This window comes from Aliihoeflea sp., from assembly GCF_052435475.1.
Taxonomy (GTDB): domain Bacteria; phylum Pseudomonadota; class Alphaproteobacteria; order Rhizobiales; family Rhizobiaceae; genus Aliihoeflea.
Window position 1 is genome coordinate 219,481 of sequence record NZ_JBQVMV010000004.1, and the last position, 23,742, is coordinate 243,222.

The 23,742-nt window shown below is 65.6% G+C and carries 22 protein-coding genes and 1 tRNA gene; 9 read left to right on the forward strand and 14 right to left on the reverse strand.

Annotation, left to right across the window (positions count from 1 at the left end; genetic code table 11):
* The first annotated feature begins 84 nt into the window (after positions 1–84).
* Positions 85–1,383 carry a putative bifunctional diguanylate cyclase/phosphodiesterase gene (locus tag ACT6QU_RS08015; protein WP_444563956.1) on the forward strand — a complete coding sequence of 433 codons (1,299 nt, stop codon included), beginning with the start codon at positions 85–87 and terminating at the stop codon, positions 1,381–1,383.
* Between the two features lie 9 nt (positions 1,384–1,392).
* Here ACT6QU_RS08015 and ACT6QU_RS08020 read toward each other — a convergent pair whose 3' ends face one another.
* The 3 genes from ACT6QU_RS08020 to ACT6QU_RS08030 all read right to left on the reverse strand — a co-directional run bounded on the left by ACT6QU_RS08020 (position 1,393) and on the right by ACT6QU_RS08030 (position 4,073).
* Positions 1,393–1,752 (reverse strand): septal ring lytic transglycosylase RlpA family protein, encoded by a 360-nt coding sequence (locus ACT6QU_RS08020; RefSeq protein WP_024587983.1) that lies wholly within the window; start codon positions 1,750–1,752, stop codon positions 1,393–1,395.
* A gap of 153 nt (positions 1,753–1,905) precedes the next feature.
* Positions 1,906–3,303 carry a M20 family metallopeptidase gene (locus ACT6QU_RS08025; protein WP_444563955.1) on the reverse strand — a complete coding sequence of 466 codons (1,398 nt, stop codon included), beginning with the start codon at positions 3,301–3,303 and terminating at the stop codon, positions 1,906–1,908.
* A 5-nt stretch (positions 3,304–3,308) separates the two neighbouring features.
* The gene (locus ACT6QU_RS08030; RefSeq protein ID WP_444563954.1) at positions 3,309–4,073 is read right to left on the reverse strand and encodes an SDR family oxidoreductase; all 765 of its coding nucleotides are present in this window, start codon (positions 4,071–4,073) and stop codon (positions 3,309–3,311) included.
* An 89-nt stretch (positions 4,074–4,162) separates the two neighbouring features.
* Here ACT6QU_RS08030 and ACT6QU_RS08035 point away from each other — a divergent pair, with 89 nt between their 5' ends.
* From ACT6QU_RS08035 to ACT6QU_RS08045, 3 genes are all read left to right on the forward strand, one after another.
* Positions 4,163–4,924 carry an HpcH/HpaI aldolase family protein gene (locus tag ACT6QU_RS08035; RefSeq protein WP_444564036.1) on the forward strand — a complete coding sequence of 254 codons (762 nt, stop codon included), beginning with the start codon at positions 4,163–4,165 and terminating at the stop codon, positions 4,922–4,924.
* A gap of 32 nt (positions 4,925–4,956) precedes the next feature.
* A complete protein-coding gene (locus tag ACT6QU_RS08040) occupies positions 4,957–5,592 on the forward strand; it encodes a glutathione S-transferase family protein (protein WP_024587980.1) in 636 nt (211 codons plus the stop codon).
* A gap of 70 nt (positions 5,593–5,662) precedes the next feature.
* The gene (locus ACT6QU_RS08045) at positions 5,663–6,364 is read left to right on the forward strand and encodes a FadR/GntR family transcriptional regulator (protein ID WP_444563953.1); all 702 of its coding nucleotides are present in this window, start codon (positions 5,663–5,665) and stop codon (positions 6,362–6,364) included.
* Here ACT6QU_RS08045 and ACT6QU_RS08050 read toward each other — a convergent pair.
* The 7 genes from ACT6QU_RS08050 to ACT6QU_RS08080 all read right to left on the reverse strand — a co-directional run bounded on the left by ACT6QU_RS08050 (position 6,355) and on the right by ACT6QU_RS08080 (position 13,360).
* A complete protein-coding gene (locus tag ACT6QU_RS08050; RefSeq protein ID WP_444563952.1) occupies positions 6,355–6,690 on the reverse strand; it encodes an NIPSNAP family protein in 336 nt (111 codons plus the stop codon). The two genes, ACT6QU_RS08045 and ACT6QU_RS08050, sit on opposite strands and share 10 nt — an antisense overlap.
* Positions 6,687–8,654, reverse strand: a complete 1,968-nt coding sequence (locus tag ACT6QU_RS08055; RefSeq protein ID WP_444563951.1) for a TRAP transporter permease — start codon at positions 8,652–8,654, stop codon at positions 6,687–6,689. Before ACT6QU_RS08055 ends, ACT6QU_RS08050 begins: the two co-directional genes overlap by 4 nt.
* Positions 8,655–8,744: 90 nt before the next feature.
* Positions 8,745–9,689 (reverse strand): TAXI family TRAP transporter solute-binding subunit, encoded by a 945-nt coding sequence (locus tag ACT6QU_RS08060; protein ID WP_444563950.1) that lies wholly within the window; start codon positions 9,687–9,689, stop codon positions 8,745–8,747.
* Between the two features lie 55 nt (positions 9,690–9,744).
* The gene (locus ACT6QU_RS08065) at positions 9,745–10,818 is read right to left on the reverse strand and encodes an Ldh family oxidoreductase (RefSeq protein ID WP_444563949.1); all 1,074 of its coding nucleotides are present in this window, start codon (positions 10,816–10,818) and stop codon (positions 9,745–9,747) included.
* A 137-nt stretch (positions 10,819–10,955) separates the two neighbouring features.
* A complete protein-coding gene (locus tag ACT6QU_RS08070) occupies positions 10,956–11,870 on the reverse strand; it encodes a dihydrodipicolinate synthase family protein (RefSeq protein WP_444563948.1) in 915 nt (304 codons plus the stop codon).
* Positions 11,871–11,895: 25 nt separating this feature from the next.
* Complete coding sequence (locus ACT6QU_RS08075; RefSeq protein WP_444563947.1) at positions 11,896–12,582, reverse strand: GntR family transcriptional regulator; 687 nt, start codon at positions 12,580–12,582, stop codon at positions 11,896–11,898.
* A 61-nt stretch (positions 12,583–12,643) separates the two neighbouring features.
* On the reverse strand, positions 12,644–13,360 hold the full coding sequence (locus tag ACT6QU_RS08080) for a GntR family transcriptional regulator (RefSeq protein ID WP_444563946.1): 717 nt from the start codon (positions 13,358–13,360) through the stop codon (positions 12,644–12,646).
* Positions 13,361–13,496: 136 nt separating this feature from the next.
* Between ACT6QU_RS08080 and araD the strand changes: the two genes are divergently transcribed.
* Both araD and ACT6QU_RS08090 read left to right on the forward strand, forming a co-directional pair.
* Positions 13,497–15,233: an L-arabinonate dehydratase gene (araD, locus tag ACT6QU_RS08085; protein ID WP_444563945.1), complete on the forward strand. Its 1,737-nt coding sequence runs from the start codon at positions 13,497–13,499 to the stop codon at positions 15,231–15,233.
* Positions 15,234–15,243: 10 nt separating this feature from the next.
* The gene (locus ACT6QU_RS08090; RefSeq protein WP_444563944.1) at positions 15,244–15,960 is read left to right on the forward strand and encodes a ribonuclease activity regulator RraA; all 717 of its coding nucleotides are present in this window, start codon (positions 15,244–15,246) and stop codon (positions 15,958–15,960) included.
* Here ACT6QU_RS08090 and ACT6QU_RS08095 read toward each other — a convergent pair.
* The 4 genes from ACT6QU_RS08095 to ACT6QU_RS08110 form a co-directional block, all read right to left on the reverse strand.
* The gene (locus ACT6QU_RS08095) at positions 15,947–17,536 is read right to left on the reverse strand and encodes a CRTAC1 family protein (protein ID WP_444563943.1); all 1,590 of its coding nucleotides are present in this window, start codon (positions 17,534–17,536) and stop codon (positions 15,947–15,949) included. The genes ACT6QU_RS08090 and ACT6QU_RS08095 overlap by 14 nt on opposite strands.
* Before the next feature lie 3 nt (positions 17,537–17,539).
* Entirely contained in the window at positions 17,540–18,847 is a 1,308-nt protein-coding gene (locus tag ACT6QU_RS08100) for a vanadium-dependent haloperoxidase (protein ID WP_444563942.1), read from the reverse strand.
* Between the two features lie 191 nt (positions 18,848–19,038).
* Positions 19,039–19,114, reverse strand: a tRNA-Ala gene (locus tag ACT6QU_RS08105).
* Between the two features lie 103 nt (positions 19,115–19,217).
* Complete coding sequence (locus ACT6QU_RS08110; protein ID WP_444564035.1) at positions 19,218–19,607, reverse strand: TIGR02300 family protein; 390 nt, start codon at positions 19,605–19,607, stop codon at positions 19,218–19,220.
* A gap of 251 nt (positions 19,608–19,858) precedes the next feature.
* Between ACT6QU_RS08110 and aroA the strand changes: the two genes are divergently transcribed.
* From aroA to rpsA, 3 genes are all read left to right on the forward strand, one after another.
* Positions 19,859–21,199, forward strand: a complete 1,341-nt coding sequence (aroA, locus tag ACT6QU_RS08115) for a 3-phosphoshikimate 1-carboxyvinyltransferase (protein ID WP_444563941.1) — start codon at positions 19,859–19,861, stop codon at positions 21,197–21,199.
* Entirely contained in the window at positions 21,196–21,843 is a 648-nt protein-coding gene (cmk, locus tag ACT6QU_RS08120) for a (d)CMP kinase (protein ID WP_444563940.1), read from the forward strand. Before aroA ends, cmk begins: the two co-directional genes overlap by 4 nt.
* Before the next feature lie 189 nt (positions 21,844–22,032).
* Entirely contained in the window at positions 22,033–23,736 is a 1,704-nt protein-coding gene (gene rpsA, locus ACT6QU_RS08125) for a 30S ribosomal protein S1 (RefSeq protein ID WP_024587963.1), read from the forward strand.
* Positions 23,737–23,742 lie beyond the last annotated feature (6 nt).

Sequence of the window (23,742 nt, forward strand, 5' to 3'; positions counted from 1 at the left end):
GTTTCCCGCACGACGACAAGACAAGTGGGGGAAACGGCGACCGTGTTGGCGGACAGGGCGGAAACCACGCGATCGACCGGACAGATGACCGATCGGCTCACGGGCCTCGGCACACGCGCGCGTCTGGAGGACAAGATCGCACGCCTGATCGCCGAGCGTGAAGAGGACCCCGCACCCTTTGCCATCGCCATCATCGACCTCGACGGCTTCAAGCCGATCAACGACCTGTACGGCCGCACCGCAGGAGACGGCATCCTGAAGCAGGCAGCGCTTCGACTGCGCGCCGCCATCGACGATTCCTCGATGGTCGTGCGGCTCGGTGCCGACGAGTTCGCCGTTCTGGCGCCGCTGGTCTTCAGCGCGGCCGCTGCCCGGCATCTCGCCTCCACGCTGATCGAGGTTCTGTCGGCGCCCTACGATATCGGTGCGCGGTCCGTCCGGCTCACTGCATCGGTCGGATCGTCGATATACGAGCATGCGGACGAGACGACGGAAGCGCTGATCGGGAAGGCCGAGACGGCGCTCTACGAGGCGCGCCGCACGGGGCGCAACCGCGTCGTCTTCTATTCGCCCGAACTGGTGGAGGCGACGCATTCGGTCACCCGCATCGAGCAGGCGCTGCGCCGCGCCGTGTCGAATGGCGAAGTCGAGCCCCATTTCCAGCCCATCGTCGCGCTCGACAGCGGCCATCTTCTGGGATTCGAGGCGCTTGCCCGCTGGACCGACCACGATCTCGGGCCGGTCTCCCCCGGCCTGTTCATCCCGCTCGCCGAAGAGCGCGGCATCATGCCCGATCTGTCGCGTCTGGTTCTGGAAAAGGCGGCCGATGCGGCGCGCAACTGGCCGCGCCATCTCTTCCTCGCCTTCAACCTGTCCCCCGAGCAGCTCGTCGACCAGTCCACCGCGCGCGAGGTTCTGGAGATTTCGGCCCGCTCCGGGCTCGACCCGCGCCGGCTCGAAGTCGAGATCACCGAAACCGGCCTGATGTCACAGCCCGAGACTGCGGCAGCGATCATCGGCGAATTCAAGCGCGCCGGCGCCCGGATCGCGCTCGACGATTTCGGCACCGGCCAGTCGTCGCTCGGGCGGCTGCGCGATTTCCCCTTCGACAAGCTCAAGATCGACCGCAGCTTCATCGCCTCGATCATGGAGGATCGCGCGTCGGAACACATCGTCAGGGCGATCCTGGCCATGTGCACCGGGCTTGGCATGGGGGCCGTCGCCGAAGGCATCGAGGAGCGGGCGCAGGCAAGGCGCCTCGCCGAACTCGGCTGCCGCATGGGGCAGGGGTTTCTTTATGGTCGCGCCGAGCCGGCCCTCGCCACGGCCGAATTCATCCATTTGCGGGAAAGCCGCAGGCTCGCCTCGCTGAAGCGGACCTGACCGAACGTCTCAGCCGACGTCTTCCAGGCAGATCTTGGTATGGCCGGCATTGATGAAGCCGAGCTTGTTGGCCGCGCCGCGCGACAGGTCGAGCACGCGTCCCTTGGTGAACGGCCCGCGATCGTTGACGCGCACCACCACTTCCTTGCCGTTGCGCTGGTTGATCACCTTGATCTTGGTGCCGAAAGGCAGGCTGCGATGCGCCGCGGTCATTCCGTCAGGGTTCATCCGCTCGCCCGAGGCCGTCTTGGAGGTCAGCGCATACCAGGAAGCGCTGCCGCACTGGGCATTGGCGATGCCGGCCGAAAGGCCAAGAGCGATCGTGCCAGCCAGCGCAATGCCGGAGGAGCGGAGGAAGCGAGCCGTCATGTCGGTGGTCCATACCCGTTGAAGATATTATGGCGGGTAGGAGGCGAATGGGGCGCCGATGGGGTAGCACAACCCTCGCGCGAACACTTTTGGAGTCCCGGCGAAACATTGCCCGCCGAGCCGCTGCGGCAATGCACCTTGCGGTTGCCGCTTTTAGGCGCGGGTCAGAGCGGGCGTCTCGCCGGAGCCGATGTCCCAGTAGAGCCCGGCCATCATCTCCAGTCCTTCGCGCAGGAGATGCGGCGGCAGATGTTCGTCCGGGGCGTGCTGGGAGCAGCCGGCATAGGAATGCGGCACCCAGATCGTCCGCAGGCCCAGAATGTCGGCAAAGGCGTCGTTGGGCAGAGATCCGCCGAGATTGGGCAGGATCGCCGGGCGTTGCCCCGTCGTCCGCTCGATCGAGCGCGCCGCAAAGCCCACCCAGGGATCGGCAGGGTCGAGCCGCGTCGCTCGGAACATCTCCTCGTCTGCGACCGTGACCTCGACATGGCCGAAACCGGCTGCTTCGAGATGGCGTCTGACCGCCGGTACGACGCCTTCGGGATCGACGCCGACGACGAAGCGCAGTTGCAGACGTGCGAAGGCATGGCCCGGAATGGCGTTGACCGGCGCACGGGGCTCGCCCGCCTCGAAGGCGAGGATTTCGAGCGCGCACCAGCCGAACACCTTTTCGGCCGCCGAAAGCCCCGGCTCCCCCCAGTCCGGGTCGATGCGCGGGCCGCCGGCGGCGTCGACGACCGGGCAGTCGGCCAGCGCTTGGCGCACGCTGGCGGGCAGTTCGGTCGGCTTCAGCTCCGGCACCAGAATGCGGCCCTCCGGTCCGATCAGCGCTGCGATGGCATGCGCAAGCTGCACGGCGGGGTTCGACAGAAGCCCGCCCCAATTGCCCGAATGATGCGCGCCCTCGCGCGCCTTGATCCTGAGGTCGAACGAGATGCCGCCGCGCGAGCCGAGGAAGAGCGTCGGCCGGTCCGCCGAGAGGCGCGGCCCGTCGGACGCGATCATCAGGTCTGCGCGCAGTGCCTGCTTCTCCGCCGCGCAAAGCTCCCGCAGTCCCGGCGAGCCGATCTCCTCGCCCATCTCGATCAGGTACTTGGCGTTGAATCCGAGCGTCCCGCGCGTCTCGAGAACGGCGCGCAAGGCAGCGATGTTGATCGTATGCTGCCCCTTGTTGTCGGCGATGCCGCGCCCGTACCAGCGGCCGTCCCGCTCGGTCAGCGCCCAGGGCGACAGCCCGTCCCGCCAGCGTTCCGCCTGCCCGCGTGTCACGTCGCCATGGCCGTAGCCGAGGACGGTCGGCAGCCCCCGGTCCTCGATCCGTTCGGCGATCAGGAGCGGTCCCCGCGCACGCTCGTGCCGGACCGTGCGGCACGAAAAGCCGAGCGCTTCGAGCTCCGGACCGACTTCCTCGGCGATGTAGCGATCAAGCTCGCCGGCGGCATCGGGTTCCTGGCTTTCGGTTGCGATGGCAACGCGCCGCGCCAGCACATCGCGGAAGGTTCCGCCGTCGAAATGCGCCCGCGCCCGGGCAATGGCGTCTTCGCGGCTCATGAACGCTAACCCCTGCCGACGAACGGCATGTTCGTTGCCATCACGTTGAGGAAAAGGATGTTCGCCTCCGGCGGCAGCGTGGCCATGTGGACCACCGCGTCGGCGACGTGCCGCACGTCCATGCGCGGCTCGGCCATGCGCCGTCCATCGGCTTGCAGCACCCCGCCGGTCATGCGCTGCGTCATGTCGGTTGCCGCATTGCCGACGTCGAACTGGCCGCAGGCAATGCCGAATTCGCGTCCATCGAGCGCCGTCGCCTTGGTCAGCCCGGTGATCGCGTGCTTGGTCGCCGTATAGGGCGCGGAGTGCGGCCGTGGCGTCGTCGCGGAGAGCGACCCGTTGTTGAGGATGCGCCCGCCGCGCGGGTCCTGCCGCTTCATGATGCGGAATGCCGCTTGCGTACAGAGGAAGGCCCCGGTGAGATTGGCGCCGACCACCGCGTTCCACTGGTCGACGGTGAGATCCTCGATGGGGACGGCCGGCGTATTGGTGCCGGCATTGTTGACGAGCAGGTCGAGCCGCCCGAACTGCGCCTCCACGGTATCGAACAGGCGGGTCACGGCGGCGGCGTCGCCGATATCGGTTGGCACCGCGAGAACCTGGCCCGGATCGCCGCCCATTTCGCGCGCCGCCGCTTCCAGCACGTCGGCCCGACGCCCGGCGATCGCGACCTTGAACCCGGCCTGCACAAGGCCGGCGGCGATCGCCTTGCCGATTCCCGTCCCCGCGCCCGTCACGATGGCGGTCCTGTCTTCGGCTTTCATAGGCATTCCTTTCGATGGCGGGGATTTGGACGTGCCGCGTGCAATCTGTCAACTTTCTTGATAACTATGCGAAATTCGATGCGGAGGAGAATGTGGTGCAGATGCAGGAAAACCGCTTCAAGGCGGCGCTGGCGGCCGGCCGGCCGCAAATCGGTCTCTGGTGCAGCCTGACCAGCAACGTAGCCATCGAGCCTCTGGCGGGCGCAGGCTTCGACTGGCTCCTGATCGACACCGAGCACGCACCCAACGAATTGCCGACGGTCCACGCGCAGCTTCAGGCAGTGTCGCATTCGACAGCGAGCGCGATCGTTCGCCCCGCCTGGAACGACCCGGTCGCCATCAAGCGCTTCCTCGACATCGGGGCGCAGACCCTACTCGTCCCCTTCGTCCAGAACGCCGACGAGGCCCGCCAGGCGGTCGCGGCCATGCGCTACCCCCCGCACGGAATCCGGGGCGTTTCGGTCAGCACGCGCGCCAACGGTTTCGGCCGGGTGCCGGATTATTTCGCCCGCGCGAACGACGAGGTCTGCCTGCTCGTCCAGATCGAGACACGCGTCGCGCTCGACAACATCGAGGAGATCGCAGCGGTCGATGGGGTCGACGGCATCTTCATCGGCCCGTCGGATCTTGCAGCCGATCTCGGCCATCTCGGCAATTCGGGACATGATACGGTCCGCACGGCGATTTCGCAGGCGATTGGCCGTATCCGCGCGGCCGGCAAGGCCGCCGGCATCCTCGCGCCCGTCGAGGTCGACGCGAAACGCTGGCTCGACGAAGGGTGCCTCTTCGTCGCCGTCGGCAGCGATCTCGGCCTTCTCGCGCGCGGCAGCGACGCCCTTCGCGCCCGCTTCGCCTGATCCGCCATCCATTCGAAATTCGGAGACATTTGATGATCGATCTCTACACCTGGACGACGCCGAACGGCCGCAAGGTCTCGATCGCGCTCGAGGAAATGGCGCTGCCTTACGAGGTCCATTCCATCGATATCGGCAAGGACGAACAATTCGCGCCGGACTTCCTGAAAATCTCGCCCAACAACAAGATCCCCGCGATCGTCGACCGGGAGACCGGCCAGTCGGTCTTCGAATCCGGCGCCATCCTGATCTACCTCGCCGAAAAGACCGGCCGCTTCCTGCCGACCGAGGCGAAGGCGCGGATGAAGGTGCTGGAATGGCTGATGTGGCAGATGGGGGGCTTCGGTCCGATGCTCGGCCAGGCCCACCAATATCTGAAGTTCAATCGCGGCAAGGCGCCCTTCGCCGAAGAGCGGTTCACCAAGGAGGTCCGCCGCCTCTACGGCGTTCTCGACGGCCAGCTCGGACGCGAAGCGCATGTTGCCGGCCCCGACTATACGATCGCCGACATGGCAATCTGGCCCTGGGCGTCCCGCCACGAATGGCAGGATGTCGACCTCGAGGATTTCCCGAACGTAAAGCGCTGGTATGTCGAACTTGCCGGCCGCGAGGCGGTTCAAAAGGGCTATCATGTGCCCAAATATACGCAGGACATTCCGATCCCGGCGTGACGATGGCCGCGCAGGTCGAGGAGGAGCGACATGACAGGAAAAGGAACCGCGCCCGGAGTTATTGCGATCCATGAAGATTGAGATCACACCGGCCCGCCGCGAAAAACTCGCCGACAATCTTTACGGCCAGCTTCTCGAGCAGATCATGCTGGGGCGGCTGAAGGAAGGCGAGCGCCTGCCTTCCGAATCGGAAATCTGCCGCGCTTTCAAGGTGTCGCGGCCGGTCGTGCGCGAGGCGTTGATGCGCCTCCAGGCCGATGGCCTCGTCTATGCACGGCGCGGCTCGGGCTCCTTCGTCAAGCAGCGCCCGCCCGCCCGTCTGACCGATTTTGCGGCCGTGTCGGACGTCGCCAGGCTGCTGCGCGGCTACGAGGCGCGCATGGCGCTCGAACCGCAGATCGCAGAACTGGCCGCCGAGCGCGCCACGGAGGACCATCTCGAAAAGATCGCCTCCGCGCTGGCCGCGCTGGAGGCCAGCGAGAACGACCGCGACGAGGATTTCGCTTTTCATCGCGCCATCGCCGAGGCGACCGGCAATGACATCTTTCCCGCGCTCCTCGAATCGATGCGCGAACTGATGCTGGGCGGCATCGACGTCGCCGTCAGCCTGACCCGCGTCGGCTCGCAGGCGCGTCGGGAGCGCGTCCTCGCCGAACACCGGCAGATCTTCGACGCGATCGCCTCGCGCGACCGTTCGGGTGCGGGCATCCTGATGCACTATCACCTGATGCAGGCGCGCAGCCGCACGACGGACTACCAGCGTCACCCCTGACGCGGATCAGCCTCGATGAAGTCGAGCGGCCCAGACAGGAGAGTGTTTTCCTGGGCGACGAGATAGCCCGCCTCGCGGCTCATTTTCCGATAGGCGACCCAGTCCGGGTCCTTTTCCATCGCCGCGCGTCGCGCCTCCCGGTCGGCGGCATTCTCGAACGACCAGAGATGGACGTATGAGTTGAGCTTGCCCGTCTCGGTCACCGCATAGACCAGCGGCGTTCCGAGATGCCGCTTTTGCACCGGATATCCATGCTGGCCATAGAGCTCGAGATGGCTTTTCAGCGTGCCGGCGCGACACGTATAGGTGCGCAGGTCGTAGATCATGCGCGTCCCTGTTCGATAGGGTCCTTGGGGGCGTGGGCAGGCACTTCGAGCATGTCGCCCGGCGCGACCGGCGAATGATCCGGCGCCTCGACATGCCCGATGCTCTGCTTTTGCGTGCGCGGCGGCAGTTCGGCCGCCGGCCATTTCAAATTGACGGCGATGCCGGCAGCCGCAAGCGCCAGCCCGATCGCGTCGGTCACGAAGCCGGTCTTGATCAGCGACAGGGCGGCGGCGAAGAACAGAAGCCGCGTGATCCAGCTTGCCGGCTTGATGAAATAGCCGGTCAGCGCTCCGGCCAGAAGCGTGACGCCGATGGTTGCCGAGATTGCGGCGAGCACGATGTCGGGCCAGTCGCCGATCATCAGAAGCGCCGGGCCGAACACGAACATGAACGGGATGATGTAGCCGGTGAGGCCGAGCTTGACCGCGTCCCAGCTCGTTTCCCAGATGCCGCCGCGACTAAGGCCCGCCGCCGCATAGACCGCGATGGCGACCGGCGGCGTGATGGCCGACAGGATGGCGAAGTAGAAGACGAACATGTGCGCGGCCTCGACCGGAACACCGAGCCTGACCAGCGCCGGCACCAGAAGCGCCACCTGCACGATATAGGCGGGCGTCGTCGGCATGCCCATGCCGAGGATGATGCCCGCGACCATGGTCAGGAGCAGCGCCGGCAGGAGCATGTTCTGCGCCGCGGCGCGTACGATGCCCGTGAAGGTGAGACCGAGCCCGGTCTGGGCGATGACGCCGATGACGATGCCGGCCGCCGCGCAGGCGAGCGCGACGATCACGGCGTTGATCGCACCCGATTCGAGGCCGTCGACGAGCTTCTGGATCGAGAACTCCGCCCGCGTCGTCTTGCGCAGCAGCACGACCGGGACGATGGAGAGGATGCCCATCAGAGCCGAGAATTGCGCCGACCGTCCGATCATCAGCGCGCCGATGATGAAGAACAGCGGCAGGAAAAGGTGCCCGCGTTCGCTGAGCACGGTCCAGACGCGGGGAAGATCTGCCTTGGGAAGGCCTTTGAGCCCCTGCTTCTTGGCCTCGAAATGGACGGCGAGGAAGACCGCGAGATAATAAAGGAAGGCCGGCAGCAGCGCGTAGGTCGCGACCGTCAGATAACTGACGCCCATGAATTCGGCCATGACGAAGGCGGCCGCGCCCATGATCGGCGGCATGATCTGCCCGCCGGTCGAGGCCACTGCCTCGACCGCGCCCGAAAACGATTTCGGATAGCCGATGCGCTTCATCAAGGGGATGGTGAACGTGCCGGTGGTCATGACATTGGCGACGGCCGATCCCGAGACCGATCCGAACAGGCCCGACGTAACCACCGCCACCTTGGCGGGACCGCCGGCCGTGTGACCCGTCAGCGCGAGGGCGAAGTCGGTGAAGAGTTTGCCGATGCCCATCCGCTCGGCCAGCGCGCCGAAGATGACGAAAAGGACCACATAGGTCGCCGAAACCTGGGCGGGAATGCCGAACAGGGCATCCGTCGTCATGTATTGATATTCGAGCAGCCGCAGGATGCGGGTGTTGGTGAAGAACACCTGGTAGCCGAGGAACAGGAGCGCCGTGATCGGCAGGATCGGTCCCATCGCGCGGCGGGCGGCTTCCAGCACGACCAGGATCATCAGGATCGCCATGGCCTGGTCGGTCGTCGAGACCGGGCCGACATAGGCCATCCGCGTGTTGAAGTATTGCTGGTAGAAGATCGGATAGGCGCACGCGACGATGGCGCCGATCACGAACAGCCAGTCGAGCGGACCCGGCGCCTTGCCGGCATTGCGGCTGAACAGCGGCAGCGACAGATAGGCCAGCACCAGTGCGAATCCGAAATGGGTCGCGCGCAGGGTGAATGCGTTCGGCGGTCCCGCATAGGCGACATAGAGGTGAAACAGGCTCATCGACACCGCCACGAATGTCACGAGCTTCTTCATCAGCGATTCGTAGCGCATCATGGCACCCTCCTCGGTGTCGTCGGCCTGTCTCGAAACTGCACGTGCAACCGGGCGGACACGGTTCGGCCGCGTCCGCCCGTCAGTCGCGATTTACTGGGCGACGCCGTTCGCCTCGTAGAAGGCGGTCGCGCCTTCATGCATGGGAACGCCGATATCCTGCGCCATTTCTTCCAGCGACAGGTCGGCCATCACCGAGGCGATGGCGGCGAGATCCTGCCGGTTTTCCCACATCTGGGTCAAAAGCCCCTCGACGATCTCGGCCTCGAGGTCGCAGCGCGCGACGATATGGGTGGCGTAGCCGACCGCGTTCACATCCTCGTCCTGCCCGGGATAGGTGCCGGCCGGGATGGTGAGGCTCGTGTAACCGGGATTGATCTCCGCGCGCATCCTCTCGACGAAGGCCTCGTCGAGCGGGATCACCGTCAGGTCGGCGCTGTTGGCCAGATCCATCACCGCCGAGGAGGGGATGGTGGTGCCCAGCGCCAGAATGTCCGAATTGTTGTCCTGAACGAGCGAGACGCCGTCCGAATAGGAGACGAAGTCGACGGCGGACATGTCGTCATAGCTGAGGCCGGCGGTCTGAAGCACCGCGCGCACCACCTGCTCGGCCGTGTTGCCGACGGGCTGGGTGTTGAGGCGCTTGCCCGCGAAGTCTTCGACCGTCGCGATACCGCTCGCCTGCGTCGCCACCATCTGGAAATACTGCGGATAGAGCGTCGCGACGTTGCAGACATTGTCGGCTTCGGCCTCAAAGGGCTCGCGGCCTTCGATCGCGTCGACGGTCGAGATCGAATTGCCGAAGCCGAGATCGGCATCGCCGTTCTGGACGCCCTGGACATTGGCGATGCCGCCGCCCGGCAGGACCTGGATCGAGGCGAGGCCCGCATCGCTGGCCATCGCCTGCATGGCGCCGCCGAGCGGATACCACGCGCCGCCCTGCGGCCCGGTCATCAGGTTCAGTTGCTGCGCCTGCGCCGGTGCGGCGACGGCCGCCACTGCAAGCACGGTGAGTGCAGTCAGCATTTGGGTCTTCATCGTCGGTCTTCCTCCCTGTTGGACCTGTCGAATCTGTTAGGGCGCCTGCGAAGCGTCAGCCCGGCACCGCCTCCTCTTCCAGTCGGAACGCGATGTCCGCGCGCCTGCAGATGTCGCGCAACTGCTGCCCGAGCTTGTGCGGCAGCGGAATTCCGTTGGCGCGTCGTTCGTCCTCGCAGCGATATTCGGGGTCGCCCGCGACCATGACGGGCGCATCGGCATCGCTCGGTGGCGTTTCGCGAAGGCCCTCGACCATGCGCGCCATGTCGGCGGCGAATTCCTCCCGCGATCCCCGCAAAAGTGCGGGGTCGAGCGCCATGACGAAATGGCCGACATCGTGATGGCCCGCCGGCGATCCGCGCAACGGTGTCATGGCTGCACCTGACAGCGTGCTTGACAGGATTTCGACCATGGTGGCGAGCCCGTAGCCCTTGTGGCCGCCGAGCGGCACGAGAAGCGTGTCGCGCAGCGCTTGGGCCGGATCGAGCAGCGGTGCGCCCTGCCGGTCCAGCGCCCAGCCGGCCGGTATCGGCTTCTCCGCCCGTTCCGCGAGCTTCAGCTTGCCGATCGCCGCCGTCGATGTTGCCATGTCGAGAAGAAACGGACGCTGCCCGGCGCATGGGGCGGCAAATGCGATCGGATTGGTGCCGAGCCGCGGCTCCAGCCCGCCCGTCGGAACGATGGCCGAACGCCAGACCGACGAGGTCGACAGTCCGATGAGACCACGCTCGGCCAGCCTGCGTGCATAGATGCCGGCGGCCCCGTAATGATTTGAATTGCGGATCGCAACGGCCGCGATGCCGAACTTCTCCGCCCGTTCGGCCGCCATCTCGACGGCCATTGCCGATGGCACCTGCCCGAAGCCGCCATCCGCGTCGATGAGCGCGACGGCCGCGTGGTCGTGGACGATTTCGATGACGGGCCGCGGATTGGCGCCGCCTTCATCGATCTGGCGTTCGTAGAGCGCGAGCATGGCGACGCCGTGGGATTCGATGCCCATCAAATCGGCTTCGGTCAGGATGTCCGCCGTCGTGGCGGCGTGGTCCGCGCTCAGGCCCCAAGCCGACAGGATGTCGGCCGCCTGGCGACGCCAGATCGCCGCGGGGACGTTCGACCCCGGTTGCGTCACGCTCTTCCTCCCAGATGCAGCCCCCGGTTTCGTGCCTCCCGAGGTTGTCGCTTTGGACCGGAGCGCACCATGAAGCTCAACCAGTTGTCAAGACACTTTACAGCCTCGCCGCGTTTCACCATCACGGCCGGCATCCTTCAGGACGCCTTTCGAACGCTCAGCCCCGCCCGCTCCAGAAATGCCTCGAGACGCTTGTGCTGAACCGCCGTCAGCGGCCAGGCGGATGGCGGGCGGCATGGGCCGCAATCGTTTCCGGTCAGCGCCAGCGCTGCCTTGACGCCAGTGACGTTGGTGCCGTTCATCTCTTCTGCGCGAACGGCCTCGAATTCCCGCATACCGGCGATGAGATCGCGGGCGCGCGCATAATCGGATGCTTCCAGTGCCTCGAAGATCGCCATCGAGCGCTGCGGCCAGACATTGATGAGGCCCGAGGTGAAGCCGCGCGCGCCGACGGCGTAGAAGACCGGCGCCCAGACCTCGGCCAGCCCGCCGACCCAGACGATATGGTCGGGCGCCGCATCCATCGCCTCGGCAAGACGCATCGGATTGGGGGTTGCCCATTTGACGCCGACGACGCCTTCGATGCTGCAAAGCTCTGCAATCGCGGCCGTGCCGATCGTGTCGTTGCGCAGATAGATGACGATCGGCAGGTCGGCCGCGTCACGCACGCGCTTGACATAGTCGCTCACGCCGCGCGGCGCCGCGAACGGATCTGGCGGCTGGTGGATCATCAACCCGGCCGCTCCTGCTTCGGCGGACGTCCTCGCCAGCCGCTCGGCGTCCTTGACCGACCGGCCGATCCCGGCCAGCAGCGGCACGCGTCCGTCGATCTTCTGCGCCGCCATCCGCACGAAATCCTCGGCCTCTTCCGGCGCCAGCCCGTAGAACTCACCCGTGTTTCCGTTCGCGACCAAAACATGGATTCCGGCCGTGACGGCGCGGTCGACGATCGGCCCAAGCGGCCTGGCGTCCAGCCTGTCCTCACGGTCGAAGGGGGCGACGAGAATGCCGGAGATTCCTGTGATCGCGCGGGCGAGGGGGTTGGGATTCATTGTGCGTCTCCGCTTTCGGGCGGTTTCAGGAAGGGCCGGGCACGAAATAGTCCGGCCGGGAACGGCTGAGTTCCTTTGCGATGGTGATCGACTGCGAGAGGTGAAACGCCATCGCGGCATCGGCGCGGTCCGGCGCTCCGGCCGCAATCGCCTCGATGATCGCGCGATGCTCGTCGAGAATCCGCTTCGTCTTGTCGCCCATCGGCAGATGCAGGGCGCGCAGGCGATCGATATGGACGCTCTCGCGGCGGATGACTCCGTGCAGCCGCATCAGGCCTGCCGCGTCGAAGAGCGTGCGATGAAATGTCAGGTCGAGGCTCGCGAAACCGGCGAGATCGTTCGCGGCTTCGCAATCGATTTGCAGGGCGGTGATATGTTCGAGCTTGCGAACGAGCTCGCCATTCCGTTCGCTTGCCAGCCGCCGCACGATGCTCTGTTCGACCGAACTTCGCAGGAAATGCGCTTCGCGCGCGTGGCCGAGATCGATCCGGCTGACGAGGGTCCGCGATTGCGGGTAGATATCGACAAGCCCCTCCTCCTGAAGCCGCAGCAGCGCGTCACGCACCGGCGTGGAGCTCAGCCCATAGGCTGCCTGCAATTCGCTCCGCGACAACTGGCTTCCGGGCGGCAGGTCGAGTGACAGAATGCGCGCGCGCAGGTCGCCATAAACGTCCGTCGCACTTTCCGCGCCGGTTGGGGCCGTCGCTCGCATCGATCCCATTCCTCCGAAGGCGCCGCGTGCTGATACATTAGTGCAGCATGGGCGCCCACGGTCAACCCGGTTCGTGAGCGCGGAACACAGCCTCGCCCGGCGTCGTCCGTGGCTGGAAAGCGTCCGGCTCCAAGAGGAGCTGCTGTTCCATGAAGATCACCGCCCCGGCCACGTGCCGGCGCAGCATTGCCTCGCCCGCGGCCGCGTCCTGTGCGGCGATTGCGTCCAGGATCGCCTTGTGGTCCTGAACCAGCATCGGAACCTTTCCGCCCTGCGGCGCCTGCAGGAAGCGAATTCGGTCGAGCTGCGCCTTGCGCGAATGGATGACCGACCAGATTTCGCGCAGGCCGCCGAGCTCGAACAGCGACTGATGGAAGAGATCGTCGAGCGGCATGAAGGAGGCGAACTCCGTATCCGCCATCATGACCTGCTGTTCGACGAGGATCGCGCGCGGCCGCGACAGGTCGAGGCCCGGCGTGGCGCAAAGCTGGCGGATCAGCGGGATCTCGAGATTGCTGCGCAGGAAATGCGCCTGCCTTACCGCGCGCACGTCGATGCCTGAAACGAAGGTCGCGTGCTGCGGGGCAATCTCGACCAGCCCGTGATCGGCCAGTCGCAGGATCGCTTCGCGCACCGGCGTGCGACTGACCGCGAACCGGTCGCACAATTCCTTCTCCACCAGGGTTTCTCCCGGCTTCAGCTCGAGCGTTACGATCATGCGGCGAAGCTGATCGTAGATCTCGTCGGCGAGCGAACGGCGGCGCACTGGTTGCAGCATATGGGACCCCTTGCAACCGGTATAGCGCTCCACGCGACATGTTCCAATCCGGGACACTCGCGATTCGGCGGTTGCACACCGCTTTCAAATATACTAGCGCAAGAGGCAATGTGAGTGGTCATTGTGGAGGACGATGATGACGAAACGGAAGAGCCTAGGCGAATTGCGCAGCGCGCGCTGGTTCGCGCCGGACGATCTGCGCAGTTTCGGCCATCGCTCGCGCATGATGCAGATGGGCTTTGCCAATGAGGAGATGGCCGGCCGGCCCATCATCGGCATCATCAACACCTGGTCCGACCTCAATCCCTGTCACGCACATTTCCGCCAGCGCGCCGAAGACGTGAAGCGCGGCGTCCTGCAGGCCGGCGGCTTCCCGGTCGAGCTTCCGGCGCTGTCGCTGTCGGAAAGCAACGTCAAGCCTACGACGATGCTCTATCGCAACCTCCTCGCCATGGATGTCGAGGAACTGATCCGCTCGCACCCGCTTGATGGCGTCGTCTTGATGGGCGGCTGCGACAAGACAACGCCGGCATTGCTCCTCGGCGCAACGAGCGCGAACCTGCCGGCCGTTTTCGTCCCCGCCGGCCCGATGCTGCGCGGCAACTGGAAGGGTCGCGTGCTGGGCTCCGGTTCGGATGCCTGGAAATACTGGGACGAGCGCCGCGCCGGCAACATCACCGATGCCGACTGGCAGGGGCTCGAAGGCGGCATCGCCCGCTCCTACGGCACCTGCATGACCATGGGCACGGCATCGACCATGACCGGCATCGTCGAGGCGATCGGCATGACGCTGCCCGGCGCATCCTCCATCCCCGCCGCCGATTCCAACCATATCCGCATGGCATCGGCTTCCGGCCGCCGTGCCGTCGAGATGGTGTGGGAGGATCTGAAGCCCTCCGACATCCAGACGCGCGGGGCGTTCGAGAACGGCATCGCGGTCGCGATGGCGATGGGCTGCTCCACCAACGCCATCATCCACCTGATCGCGATGGCTCGACGCGCCGGCGCCGATATCGGGCTCGACGATTTCGACCGCGCCAGCCGTACCGTTCCGGTCATCGCCAACATTCGCCCGAGTGGCGAAAAATACCTGATGGAGGACTTTTTCTATGCCGGCGGCATGCCGGCGATGATGGCGCAGCTCGGCGATCATCTCCATTCCGATTGCATCACCGTCACCGGCCGCACGCTGGGCGAAAACATCGCCGGGGCCGAAGTCCACGATGCGGACGTCATCCGACCGCTCGACGACCCGATCTACAGCGAAGGCGCGCTCGCGGTCCTGAAAGGCAACCTCGCGCCCGAGGGCTGCATCATCAAGCCGAGCGCCTGCGAGCCGCGCTTCCAGCGCCACATCGGCTCGGCACTCGTCTTCGACGACTATCCCTCGATGAAGGCGGTGATCGACAGCGACGATCTCGACGTCACCGCCGACCATGTGCTGATCCTCAGGAATGCCGGTCCGCTCGGCGGGCCGGGCATGCCCGAATGGGGCATGTTGCCGATCCCGAAGAAGCTCGTGCGTAAGGGCGTGCGCGACATGGTCCGCATTTCGGACGCGCGCATGAGCGGCACCAGCTACGGCGCCTGCATCCTCCACGTTTCGCCCGAATCCTTCGTTGGCGGTCCGCTCGCGCTGGTCAGGACAGGCGACCTGATAAGCCTCGACATTCCCGCCCGCTCGATCCGCCTCGAAGTCGACGACGCGGAACTGGCATCCCGCAAGGTGGCATGGAAAGCGCCGGAGCCACGCTACGAGCGCGGCTATGGCTGGATGTTCTCCAAGCACATCCGCCAGGCCCATGAAGGCTGCGACTTCGACTTCCTGGAAACCGAATTCGGCCGTCCGGTGGACGAGCCCGCGATCTACTGAGGAGCATCCCATGGCCCTGTCGACCGAAACCCGCGACAAGCTAAAGACCGTCTCGACGGCGACGCTCTGCACGGCGCTCTACAAGCGCGGCCTGCGCAACCAGTTCATTCAGGACGTCCATCCGCTCGATCCGTCGAAGCCCACCATGGTCGGCGAAGCCTTCACGCTGCGTTACATGCCCGCCCGCGAGGATCTGAACGGGCTGGAAGTCTTCCGAAACCGCGCCCATCCGCAGCGCAAGGCGATCGAGGATTGCCCGCCCGGCGCGGTAATGGTCATCGACAGCCGCAAGAACCCCCGCGCCGCGTCCGCCGGAGGCATTCTGGTCACCCGGCTGATGGTGCGCGGCGTCGCCGGCATCGTCACCGATGGCGGCTTTCGCGATTCTGCCGAGATCGCCGACCTCGCCATCCCCGCCTATCACACCCGCCCCTCGGCCCCGACCAACCTGACTCTGCATCAGGCGATCGACATCAACGTGCCGATCGGCTGCGGCGACACGCCGGTCTTCCCCGGCGACGTCGTGGTTGGCGACAGCGACGGCGTCGTCGTGCTCCCCTCCCATCTCGCCGACGAACTCGCGACAGAAGCGGTCGAGATGACTGCTTTCGAGGATTTCGTCACCGAAGAGGTGCAGAATGGCCGCTCGATCCTCGGCCTCTACCCCGCGACCGAGGACAAGACGCTGACAGACTTCGCCGCCTGGCGGAAAATCAGCGGCCGCTAGGCGCCCACGCGACCGGCTCCGCATCGCGCGCCAGCACGTAGAAGCCGTCAGCCGAAACGCGCGCCCAGTCGCCTTCCGAACCATCCGGCCAGATGACGCGGATTTCGGCCTCGTCCAGATCGCCGAGCCCGAAATGCCACCAGCCGGTTTGCCCGCTGACGTGCCCGCCGCCGGACGTCGCCTCGCGCCGCATGGTAACGTCACCGCGCCTGACCTCGATCCACGCGCCGATCGCGTCTCGATTCGGGCCGGGTTGCTCGATCTTCACCTGCACCCAGCGCCCGGCATCCGGGCTCGCATTGCGCCAGATCTGCATCTTGTCGTGCCGGTTGACGACGACCAGATCGACTAGCCCGTCGAGGTTGAAATCGGCCAGCGCAGCTCCCCGGCCCGTCGACATGCTGGCAACGCCGGCCGTGTCGCCCGCCTCGAGGAACGTGCCGTCCGGCTTCTGGATCAGGAGATTGTTCGGGTCCTTTTGCGCGAAATCCGGCATCTCCCAGACATTGCCCTTGGCGACGAACAGATCGATCAGCCCGTCATTGTTGACGTCCTCGAATTGTGCGTGCCAGGCCGTGCTCGGCTGGATCTCGCCGCCGACATACGGCCGGTGCGCCGTTACGCCCTTGGCGAAGGCGATATCGTCATAGCGCGGCAGCAACTCGCCCGTCTCGGGCCGCACGAGCCGCTGCAGCTTGTTGTCGGCCATGCTCGTCAGGAAATAGTCCGGATAGCCGTCGAAGCCGAGATCGTAGGAGGCGATCCCCATGCCCCAGATGCGCAGCCGCTGCCAGCCTTCCTCGGCCGTGTAGAGCGCCGGCGCCTCGCCAGGCGCAACATGCCAGAGCTGCTCCTGCCCGCCCTTGTAGTATTCGCGGTCGTTCGAAACCCGCAGGCTCGGCGTGCCCGATCGGTTCCAGTCGGTGAACAGCATCGAGAGCGTGCAGTAGCTTGGCGTCAGCGGAAGTGGCGCGGCGAAACGGCGCTCGCCCACCGCAGGCCGGTGCAGCCAGTTGTCGGTACAAGATCCCCAAGGAAACATCTGCTCGTTCCGGTCGACATAGTTGCCGATGGCAAGTGTCGGAAAATCCGCGCCTCTTTCCCATGTCGCCGCGAATGCGGTCGACCAGCCATCGCCGCCGTCGAAACCCCAATCCTCATTGGCGCGCTCGAACCGGCATTCGCCAAGCCCGCGCAGGACGACGTTCTCGCCGACGCGCAGGAGAACGATGTCGGTGATCCCATCGCCATCGATGTCCAGCGGATAGGCGCCTGCGACCGCGTCGAGCTCCGCCCCGCTCTCCGTCGCCTCGAACCGCAGCGCGCCGCCGACCTCGCTGACGTTGCGATAGAATTTCGCCGGTGCCGAGCCGCCCGCCAAAAGCATGTCGGGAAACCCGTCATTGCTGCAGTCGAACACGGCGACCCCGCCGCCGACCATGTACTCCCACTCACCCTGAAAGACGCTGTCGATCCCTGCCGCGTCGGTTTCCTCGACGAAGCTCGGAATCTCCTGCGCATGTGCGCCCGCGACGCTGGCGGAAAGCGCGACCGAAAGCGCGATGGCCAAGCGCATGGCCTACTTCACCGTCTTCAGCGCGGTCGCGTGGGCGCCGATGCAGCGACCCTGGTCGAGCCCGCGCTCGATCGCGGCGCGAAAATGGATGCCGCCGTAAAGCCGCGACATCGCCGCCTCCTCCGCCGCCGCCCAGAAGTCGGGAAACGCGCGTATCGCGAGCCCCTCGTCTTCGTGGGTCGCATCCTTGAAGGCGAAGCCCACGCCGAAATGCGCCGTCAGCACCTCTGCTGCCGCGCCGGACTGCGTCGAATGCCCGCTCGGATATTCGGGGAAGGGCGGCGTGATCAGGATCGGCTGCCAGTTCGGGTCGATGAAGCGGCGGATATACGTGACCGGGCGGATCAGGTCGTATTCGTATTTCGCATGCCAGCAGCCGATGAAGGAATCGGCCAGCGCCACGCCGAGCCGGGTGAGAAGATCGGCGCGCTCCGCGACGTCCGCCTTCTTCTCCTGCAGGATTTCCATCGCGATGAAAATCCAGTGGCCGGGCGGCGTCGGCGACAGCATTGGATCGTCCGACCAGAACCGCGCGATCGCCGTCTGTTCCGGCGTCAGCGCCTTCGAGGTCTCGTAGACCTCCAGCGCCTCGGCATGGAAGTCGGAACCCGCCTCCTCGCTGTAGGAAGGCGGCGGGGGCAGGGGGCAGGAGGCGCCGGTCGGCATGGCGAATGCCCGGTTTTCTCCCCATTTCGGCAAAAGCGGCGCCTGCTGCTGCACGACAAGGCTCGTCGGTGCCCAGGCGCCCGGCCGGTCGGTCAGTGCATGTTCGAAGGGAAAGCCCATATTCTCGACAACGGCGCCGCCATCTTCCATCGACCAGTCAAGGACATGCGCACCCACCGCCTCGCCATAGGCGATGCTTCGCGCAACGACGTCTTCGGGCAGCCCGGCAGCCGCAAGTATCGAAAGTTGCGCCTCCATCGCCTTCATCGCACGCTGCCCGGTCGGACCGGTATTTCCGAAGAAATTGCGCACGCCGAACGCCATCGCCGCCTGCATGACGACCGCTTCGTCGTAAAGCGCACCCGACTCGCGTTCGGGTGCAGGCGTCAGTGCGTTCAACTGTCCCGCAAGCGAAGCAAGCCCGCCGCCGCTCGCGGTGGCCTCGTAGGCGGTGACGCCGAGATAGGCGAAGGCGCGACTGGCAACCGGCGGCGAATAGGTCGGCGTATGCCGAACCAGTTCCAGCACCATGTGGTACCAGTTGTGCAGCACCTGGTCGGCCCCCGGCTTCTCCTGCGCGAATGCGCCGGTCGCGGGCGCCGCGAGCAAAATTAGAACAGCCAGAATCTGACGAAATCGGTTCACGCGAGCCTCGACTTACGATGCGGATGATCAGTAAGCATGGAGGCTCAATCGCCTGCAAGCCATCTCGACGGACGGAGGGGGACAAGAGCGAACATGAAGATTTCACGGCGATATCAGGCCGCGACTGCGGCCCGGGCTTTCGCCCGCCCCATCGGAGGCGTGAGCGAAGCGAACTGCCGTGAGATAGAAATTGGTGGAGCCAAGCGGGATCGAACCGCTGACCTCCTGCATGCCATGCAGGCGCTCTCCCAGCTGAGCTATGGCCCCAAACCGACGGTATCTGCCGGTGCGAGGCGGCTTCTAGCGCCGCCTCGGATCGATTGCAAGCCCAAAAGCGCGGGAAAGAATGCTTCGGGCAGGCGACCTGACGTCAGTGGTCTTCGTCGTCGTCGCCGACGCCGATGATGTCGTCGAGGCCGTCATCGTCCTCGTCCTCGTCGTCGGCGAGGAACGTGTCGTCGTCATCGTCGTCGAGTTCGACGTCGTCGTCATCTTCGTCGACGTCGGGAGAGTCGGAACCGCCCTTGGTTTCCTCGTCGGCTTCCTCGAGCGAAACCGTGTCGGCATCGCCCTCCTCGACCTCGTCGACTTCCTTCTCTTCGACCTCTTCCTCTTCCTCGACCGGCGAGCCGCTCTCGAAATAGGATCGCGGATAGGACTGTCCGGTATAGGGCGAGACGACCGGGTCCTTGTTTAGGTCATAGAACTTACGGCCCGTCTCGGGGCAGATTCGCTTGGTGCCAAGTTCGGGTTTAGCCACGGTGAGCCTCATCGTGTCTTCGGGCTTCGACGCCGCCCGCATGGTCCCGGTCGACGGGATGGGGCAAGACGGTCGCGTTCGGATGAAAAAGTGCGGTCCCCATAACTACTGAATGACCGACTGTCAAAGCCTATGTCAACGGGCAATCGCCGCGTCGGGCCGCACAGGGATGACCGGCGCGAAAACGCGTGTTAGGAAGCCGCCATCCCATCTGTCCGGCTTCCCGCCCCACCTGTCTCGAAGAGTCACGAATGTCCGCACCAAGCCAGCCCAGCCCAGCGACCGCCCGTGCCGGCCATCCGCTTGCCGGAACTGTCCGCGTGCCCGGCGACAAGTCGATTTCGCACCGCTCCTTGATGTTCGGCGGCCTTGCGGCCGGCGAAACGCGCATCACCGGCCTGCTCGAAGGCGAAGACGTGCTGCGCACCGGCGAGGCGATGAAGGCGATGGGCGCCGCGATAACGAGGACCGGAAGCGAGTGGATCGTCCGGGGCACCGGCAATGGCGCGCTTCTCGAGGCCGAGGCCCCGCTCGATTTCGGCAATGCCGGCACCGGCTCGCGCCTCACCATGGGCCTCGTCGGCACCTACGACATGGAGACGACCTTCATCGGCGACGAGAGCCTGTCCAGGCGACCGATGAAGCGCGTGCTCGACCCGCTGCGCGAGTTCGGTACGCAGATCGTCTCCTCCGCCGAGGGCGATCGCATGCCGCTGACGCTTCGTGGTCCCCGCCGCGCCGCGCCGATCACCTACCGCGTCCCGATGGCCTCGGCGCAGGTCAAGTCCGCCGTGCTTCTCGCCGGCCTCAACACGCCCGGCATCACCACGGTCATCGAGCCGATCATGACCCGCGACCACACGGAAAAGATGCTGAAAGGCTTCGGCGCCGAGCTCGACGTCGAGACGGATTCGCAAGGCGTCCGCCACATCCGTCTGGTCGGCGAAGGCAAGCTGACGGGCCGCACCATCGCCGTCCCGGGCGATCCCTCGTCAGCCGCGTTCCCGCTTGTGGCGGCGCTCATCGTGCCGGGTTCGGACATCACCATCGAGAACGTCCTGATGAACCCGACGCGCACCGGGCTGATCGACACGCTGCTCGAAATGGGCGCCTCGATCGAGCTTCTGAACCGCCGCGATGCCGGCGGTGAGGACGTCGCCGACCTGCGCGTGCGCTATTCCGAACTGAAGGGCGTCACCGTGCCGCCCGCCCGCGCACCATTCATGATCGACGAATATCCCGTCCTCGCCGTCGCCGCCTCGTTCGCCGAGGGCGAGACCGTGATGGAAGGCGTCGACGAATTGCGCGTCAAGGAAAGCGACCGCCTGACGGCGACCGCCGACGGTCTCAAGGTCAATGGCGTGACCTGCGTCGAAGGCCACGATTTCCTGCGCGTCACCGGCCGTCCGGGCGGCAAGGGCCTCGGCGGCGGCATCGTCAAGACCCATCTCGACCACCGCATCGCCATGGCTTTCCTGATCTTGGGCCTTGCCGCCGAAAAGTCGGTGACCGTCGACGACCGCGCGATGATCGCGACGAGTTTCCCCGAATTCATGGATTTGATGGCGTCGCTGGGCGCGGAAATCGAATGACCGGCCCGACCGACCTGCTCGTCATCGCCATCGACGGCCCCGCCGCGTCCGGCAAGGGCACGCTCGCGCGTCGTCTCGCCGACCATTACGGCCTCCCGCATCTCGATACCGGGCTGACCTATCGCGCCGTCGCCCGCGCGCTGTTGATGGAAGACCTCTCCCTCGACGACGAGAACCTGGCCGAGCAGGTTGCTGCGGCGCTCGACCTGTCGGCGCTCGACCGCGATCAGCTTTCCGAATACGGCGTCGGCGAGGCGGCTTCGCGCGTTGCGGTCATGCCGACCGTGCGCCGTGCGCTCGTCGCCAAGCAGCGCGATTTCGCCTCGACCCCGCCCGGCGCCGTGCTCGACGGGCGCGATATCGGCACGGTCGTCTGCCCGGATGCCGACGTGAAGCTCTACGTGACGGCGTCTCCGGAGGCCCGCGCGCTGCGCCGCCATCAGGATGCGCCGGAGGTCTCCTACGACGACGTTCTGGCCGATATCGCACGTCGCGACGCCCGCGACATGGGCCGGACGGATTCGCCGCTTCGCCCCGCCGACGACGCGCACTTGCTCGACACGACGCAAATGGATATAGAAGCGGCCTTCCAGGCTGCGAAAATCCTGATCGATGATCGGCTCGCAGCCCGGGCGAAGTCCTGAAGATCGGACGGCCTGCCTCGCGACCCTCCAAAAGGTCGTGACCGTGGGCATTCCGCTTTTCGCGTAAAGAACCGGCCCCGTCGCATCCTGCGCCGAACTTTCGATCCTGAGGGATCGATGCGACAGCGGGCCTTGTCAACACCAACCCCGGCGCCGCTCGTGGCGATGCCCGAGCTTCCAGGAGCTTAAATGTCAAACGCAAACCCATCCCGTGACGATTTCGCCAGCCTTCTCGAGGAGTCCTTCTCCGAGAACCATTCGGCTGAAGGGTCCGTCGTCAAGGGCATCGTCACGGCCATCGAAAAAGACATGGCCATCATCGACGTCGGCCTGAAGGTCGAAGGTCGTGTCCCGCTGAAGGAATTCGGCGCCAAGGCCAAGGACGGCCAGCTCAAGGTCGGCGACGAAGTCGAAGTCTATGTTGAGCGCATCGAAAACGCGCTGGGCGAAGCCATGCTGTCGCGCGACAAGGCGCGCCGCGAGGAAAGCTGGGTTAAGCTCGAAGCCAAGTTCGAGGCCGGCGAGCGCGTCGAAGGCATCATCTTCAATCAGGTCAAGGGCGGTTTCACGGTCGATCTCGACGGCGCCGTGGCGTTCCTGCCGCGCTCCCAGGTTGACATCCGTCCGATCCGCGACGTCACCCCGCTGATGCACAACCCGCAGCCCTTCGAAATCCTCAAGATGGACAAGCGCCGCGGCAACATCGTCGTTTCGCGCCGTACGGTCCTCGAAGAGAGCCGTGCAGAGCAGCGTTCCGAGATCGTCCAGAACCTCGAAGAGGGTCAGGTCGTTGAAGGAGTTGTCAAGAACATCACCGACTATGGCGCGTTCGTGGATCTCGGCGGCATCGACGGCCTGCTGCACGTCACCGACATGGCTTGGCGCCGCGTCAACCACCCGACGGAAATCCTGTCGATCGGCCAGACCGTCAAGGTCCAGATCATCCGCATCAACCAGGAAACCCACCGCATCTCGCTCGGCATGAAGCAGCTCGAGGCGGACCCGTGGGAAGGCATCGGCACGCGTTACCCGATCGGCAAGCGCGTTACCGGCAAGGTCACGAACATCACCGACTACGGCGCGTTCGTCGAGCTGGAGCCCGGCATCGAAGGCCTCATCCACGTCTCCGAGATGTCCTGGACCAAGAAGAACGTCCACCCCGGCAAGATCCTGTCGACGACTCAGGAAGTCGACGTTGTCGTGCTCGAAGTGGACCCGCAGAAGCGCCGCATTTCGCTCGGCCTCAAGCAGACGCTCGAGAATCCGTGGGAAGTGTTCGCCCGTACCTATCCGTCCGGCTCAATCGTCGAGGGCGAGGTCAAGAACAAGACCGAATTCGGCCTGTTCATCGGTCTCGAAGGCGATGTCGACGGCATGGTTCACCTCTCCGACCTCGACTGGACGCGTCCGGGCGAGCAGGTCATCGAGGAGTACAACCGCGGCGACATGGTGCAGGCGCAGGTTCTCGACGTCGACATCGAGAAGGAGCGCATCTCGCTCGGCATCAAGCAGCTCGGCAAGGATGCGATCGGCGACGCCGCCGCTTCCGGCGAACTGCGCAAGGGCGCGATCGTCACCTGTGAAGTCACGGCCATCAAGGACGGCGGCATCGAGGTCAACCTCGTCGACCACGACATCGAGAGCTTCGTGAAGCGCTCGGATCTGTCGCGCGACCGCGACGAGCAGCGCCCCGAGCGTTTCTCGGTCGGCCAGAAGGTTGATGCCCGCGTCACCCAGTTCGACAAGAAGACCCGTCGTCTGTCCGTTTCCATCAAGGCGCTCGAAATCGCCGAAGAGAAGGAAGCGGTCGCACAGTACGGTTCGACGGACTCCGGCGCTTCGCTCGGCGACATTCTTGGCGCCGCGCTGAAGAAGCAGAACACCGACAACTAAGCCGCA

Coding starts and splice junctions, on each gene's coding strand:
- ACT6QU_RS08015 (WP_444563956.1), top strand. CDS start 85: ATGACCGATCGGCTCACGGGCCTCGGCACACGCGCGCGTCTGGAGGAC.
- ACT6QU_RS08020 (WP_024587983.1), bottom strand. CDS start 1,752: ATGACGGCTCGCTTCCTCCGCTCCTCCGGCATTGCGCTGGCTGGCACG.
- ACT6QU_RS08025 (WP_444563955.1), bottom strand. CDS start 3,303: ATGAGCCGCGAAGACGCCATTGCCCGGGCGCGGGCGCATTTCGACGGC.
- ACT6QU_RS08030 (WP_444563954.1), bottom strand. CDS start 4,073: ATGCCTATGAAAGCCGAAGACAGGACCGCCATCGTGACGGGCGCGGGG.
- ACT6QU_RS08040 (WP_024587980.1), top strand. CDS start 4,957: ATGATCGATCTCTACACCTGGACGACGCCGAACGGCCGCAAGGTCTCG.
- ACT6QU_RS08045 (WP_444563953.1), top strand. CDS start 5,663: ATGAAGATTGAGATCACACCGGCCCGCCGCGAAAAACTCGCCGACAAT.
- ACT6QU_RS08050 (WP_444563952.1), bottom strand. CDS start 6,690: ATGATCTACGACCTGCGCACCTATACGTGTCGCGCCGGCACGCTGAAA.
- ACT6QU_RS08055 (WP_444563951.1), bottom strand. CDS start 8,654: ATGATGCGCTACGAATCGCTGATGAAGAAGCTCGTGACATTCGTGGCG.
- ACT6QU_RS08060 (WP_444563950.1), bottom strand. CDS start 9,689: ATGAAGACCCAAATGCTGACTGCACTCACCGTGCTTGCAGTGGCGGCC.
- ACT6QU_RS08070 (WP_444563948.1), bottom strand. CDS start 11,870: ATGAATCCCAACCCCCTCGCCCGCGCGATCACAGGAATCTCCGGCATT.
- ACT6QU_RS08075 (WP_444563947.1), bottom strand. CDS start 12,582: ATGCGAGCGACGGCCCCAACCGGCGCGGAAAGTGCGACGGACGTTTAT.
- ACT6QU_RS08080 (WP_444563946.1), bottom strand. CDS start 13,360: ATGCTGCAACCAGTGCGCCGCCGTTCGCTCGCCGACGAGATCTACGAT.
- araD (WP_444563945.1), top strand. CDS start 13,497: ATGACGAAACGGAAGAGCCTAGGCGAATTGCGCAGCGCGCGCTGGTTC.
- ACT6QU_RS08090 (WP_444563944.1), top strand. CDS start 15,244: ATGGCCCTGTCGACCGAAACCCGCGACAAGCTAAAGACCGTCTCGACG.
- ACT6QU_RS08095 (WP_444563943.1), bottom strand. CDS start 17,536: ATGCGCTTGGCCATCGCGCTTTCGGTCGCGCTTTCCGCCAGCGTCGCG.
- aroA (WP_444563941.1), top strand. CDS start 19,859: ATGTCCGCACCAAGCCAGCCCAGCCCAGCGACCGCCCGTGCCGGCCAT.
- cmk (WP_444563940.1), top strand. CDS start 21,196: ATGACCGGCCCGACCGACCTGCTCGTCATCGCCATCGACGGCCCCGCC.
- rpsA (WP_024587963.1), top strand. CDS start 22,033: ATGTCAAACGCAAACCCATCCCGTGACGATTTCGCCAGCCTTCTCGAG.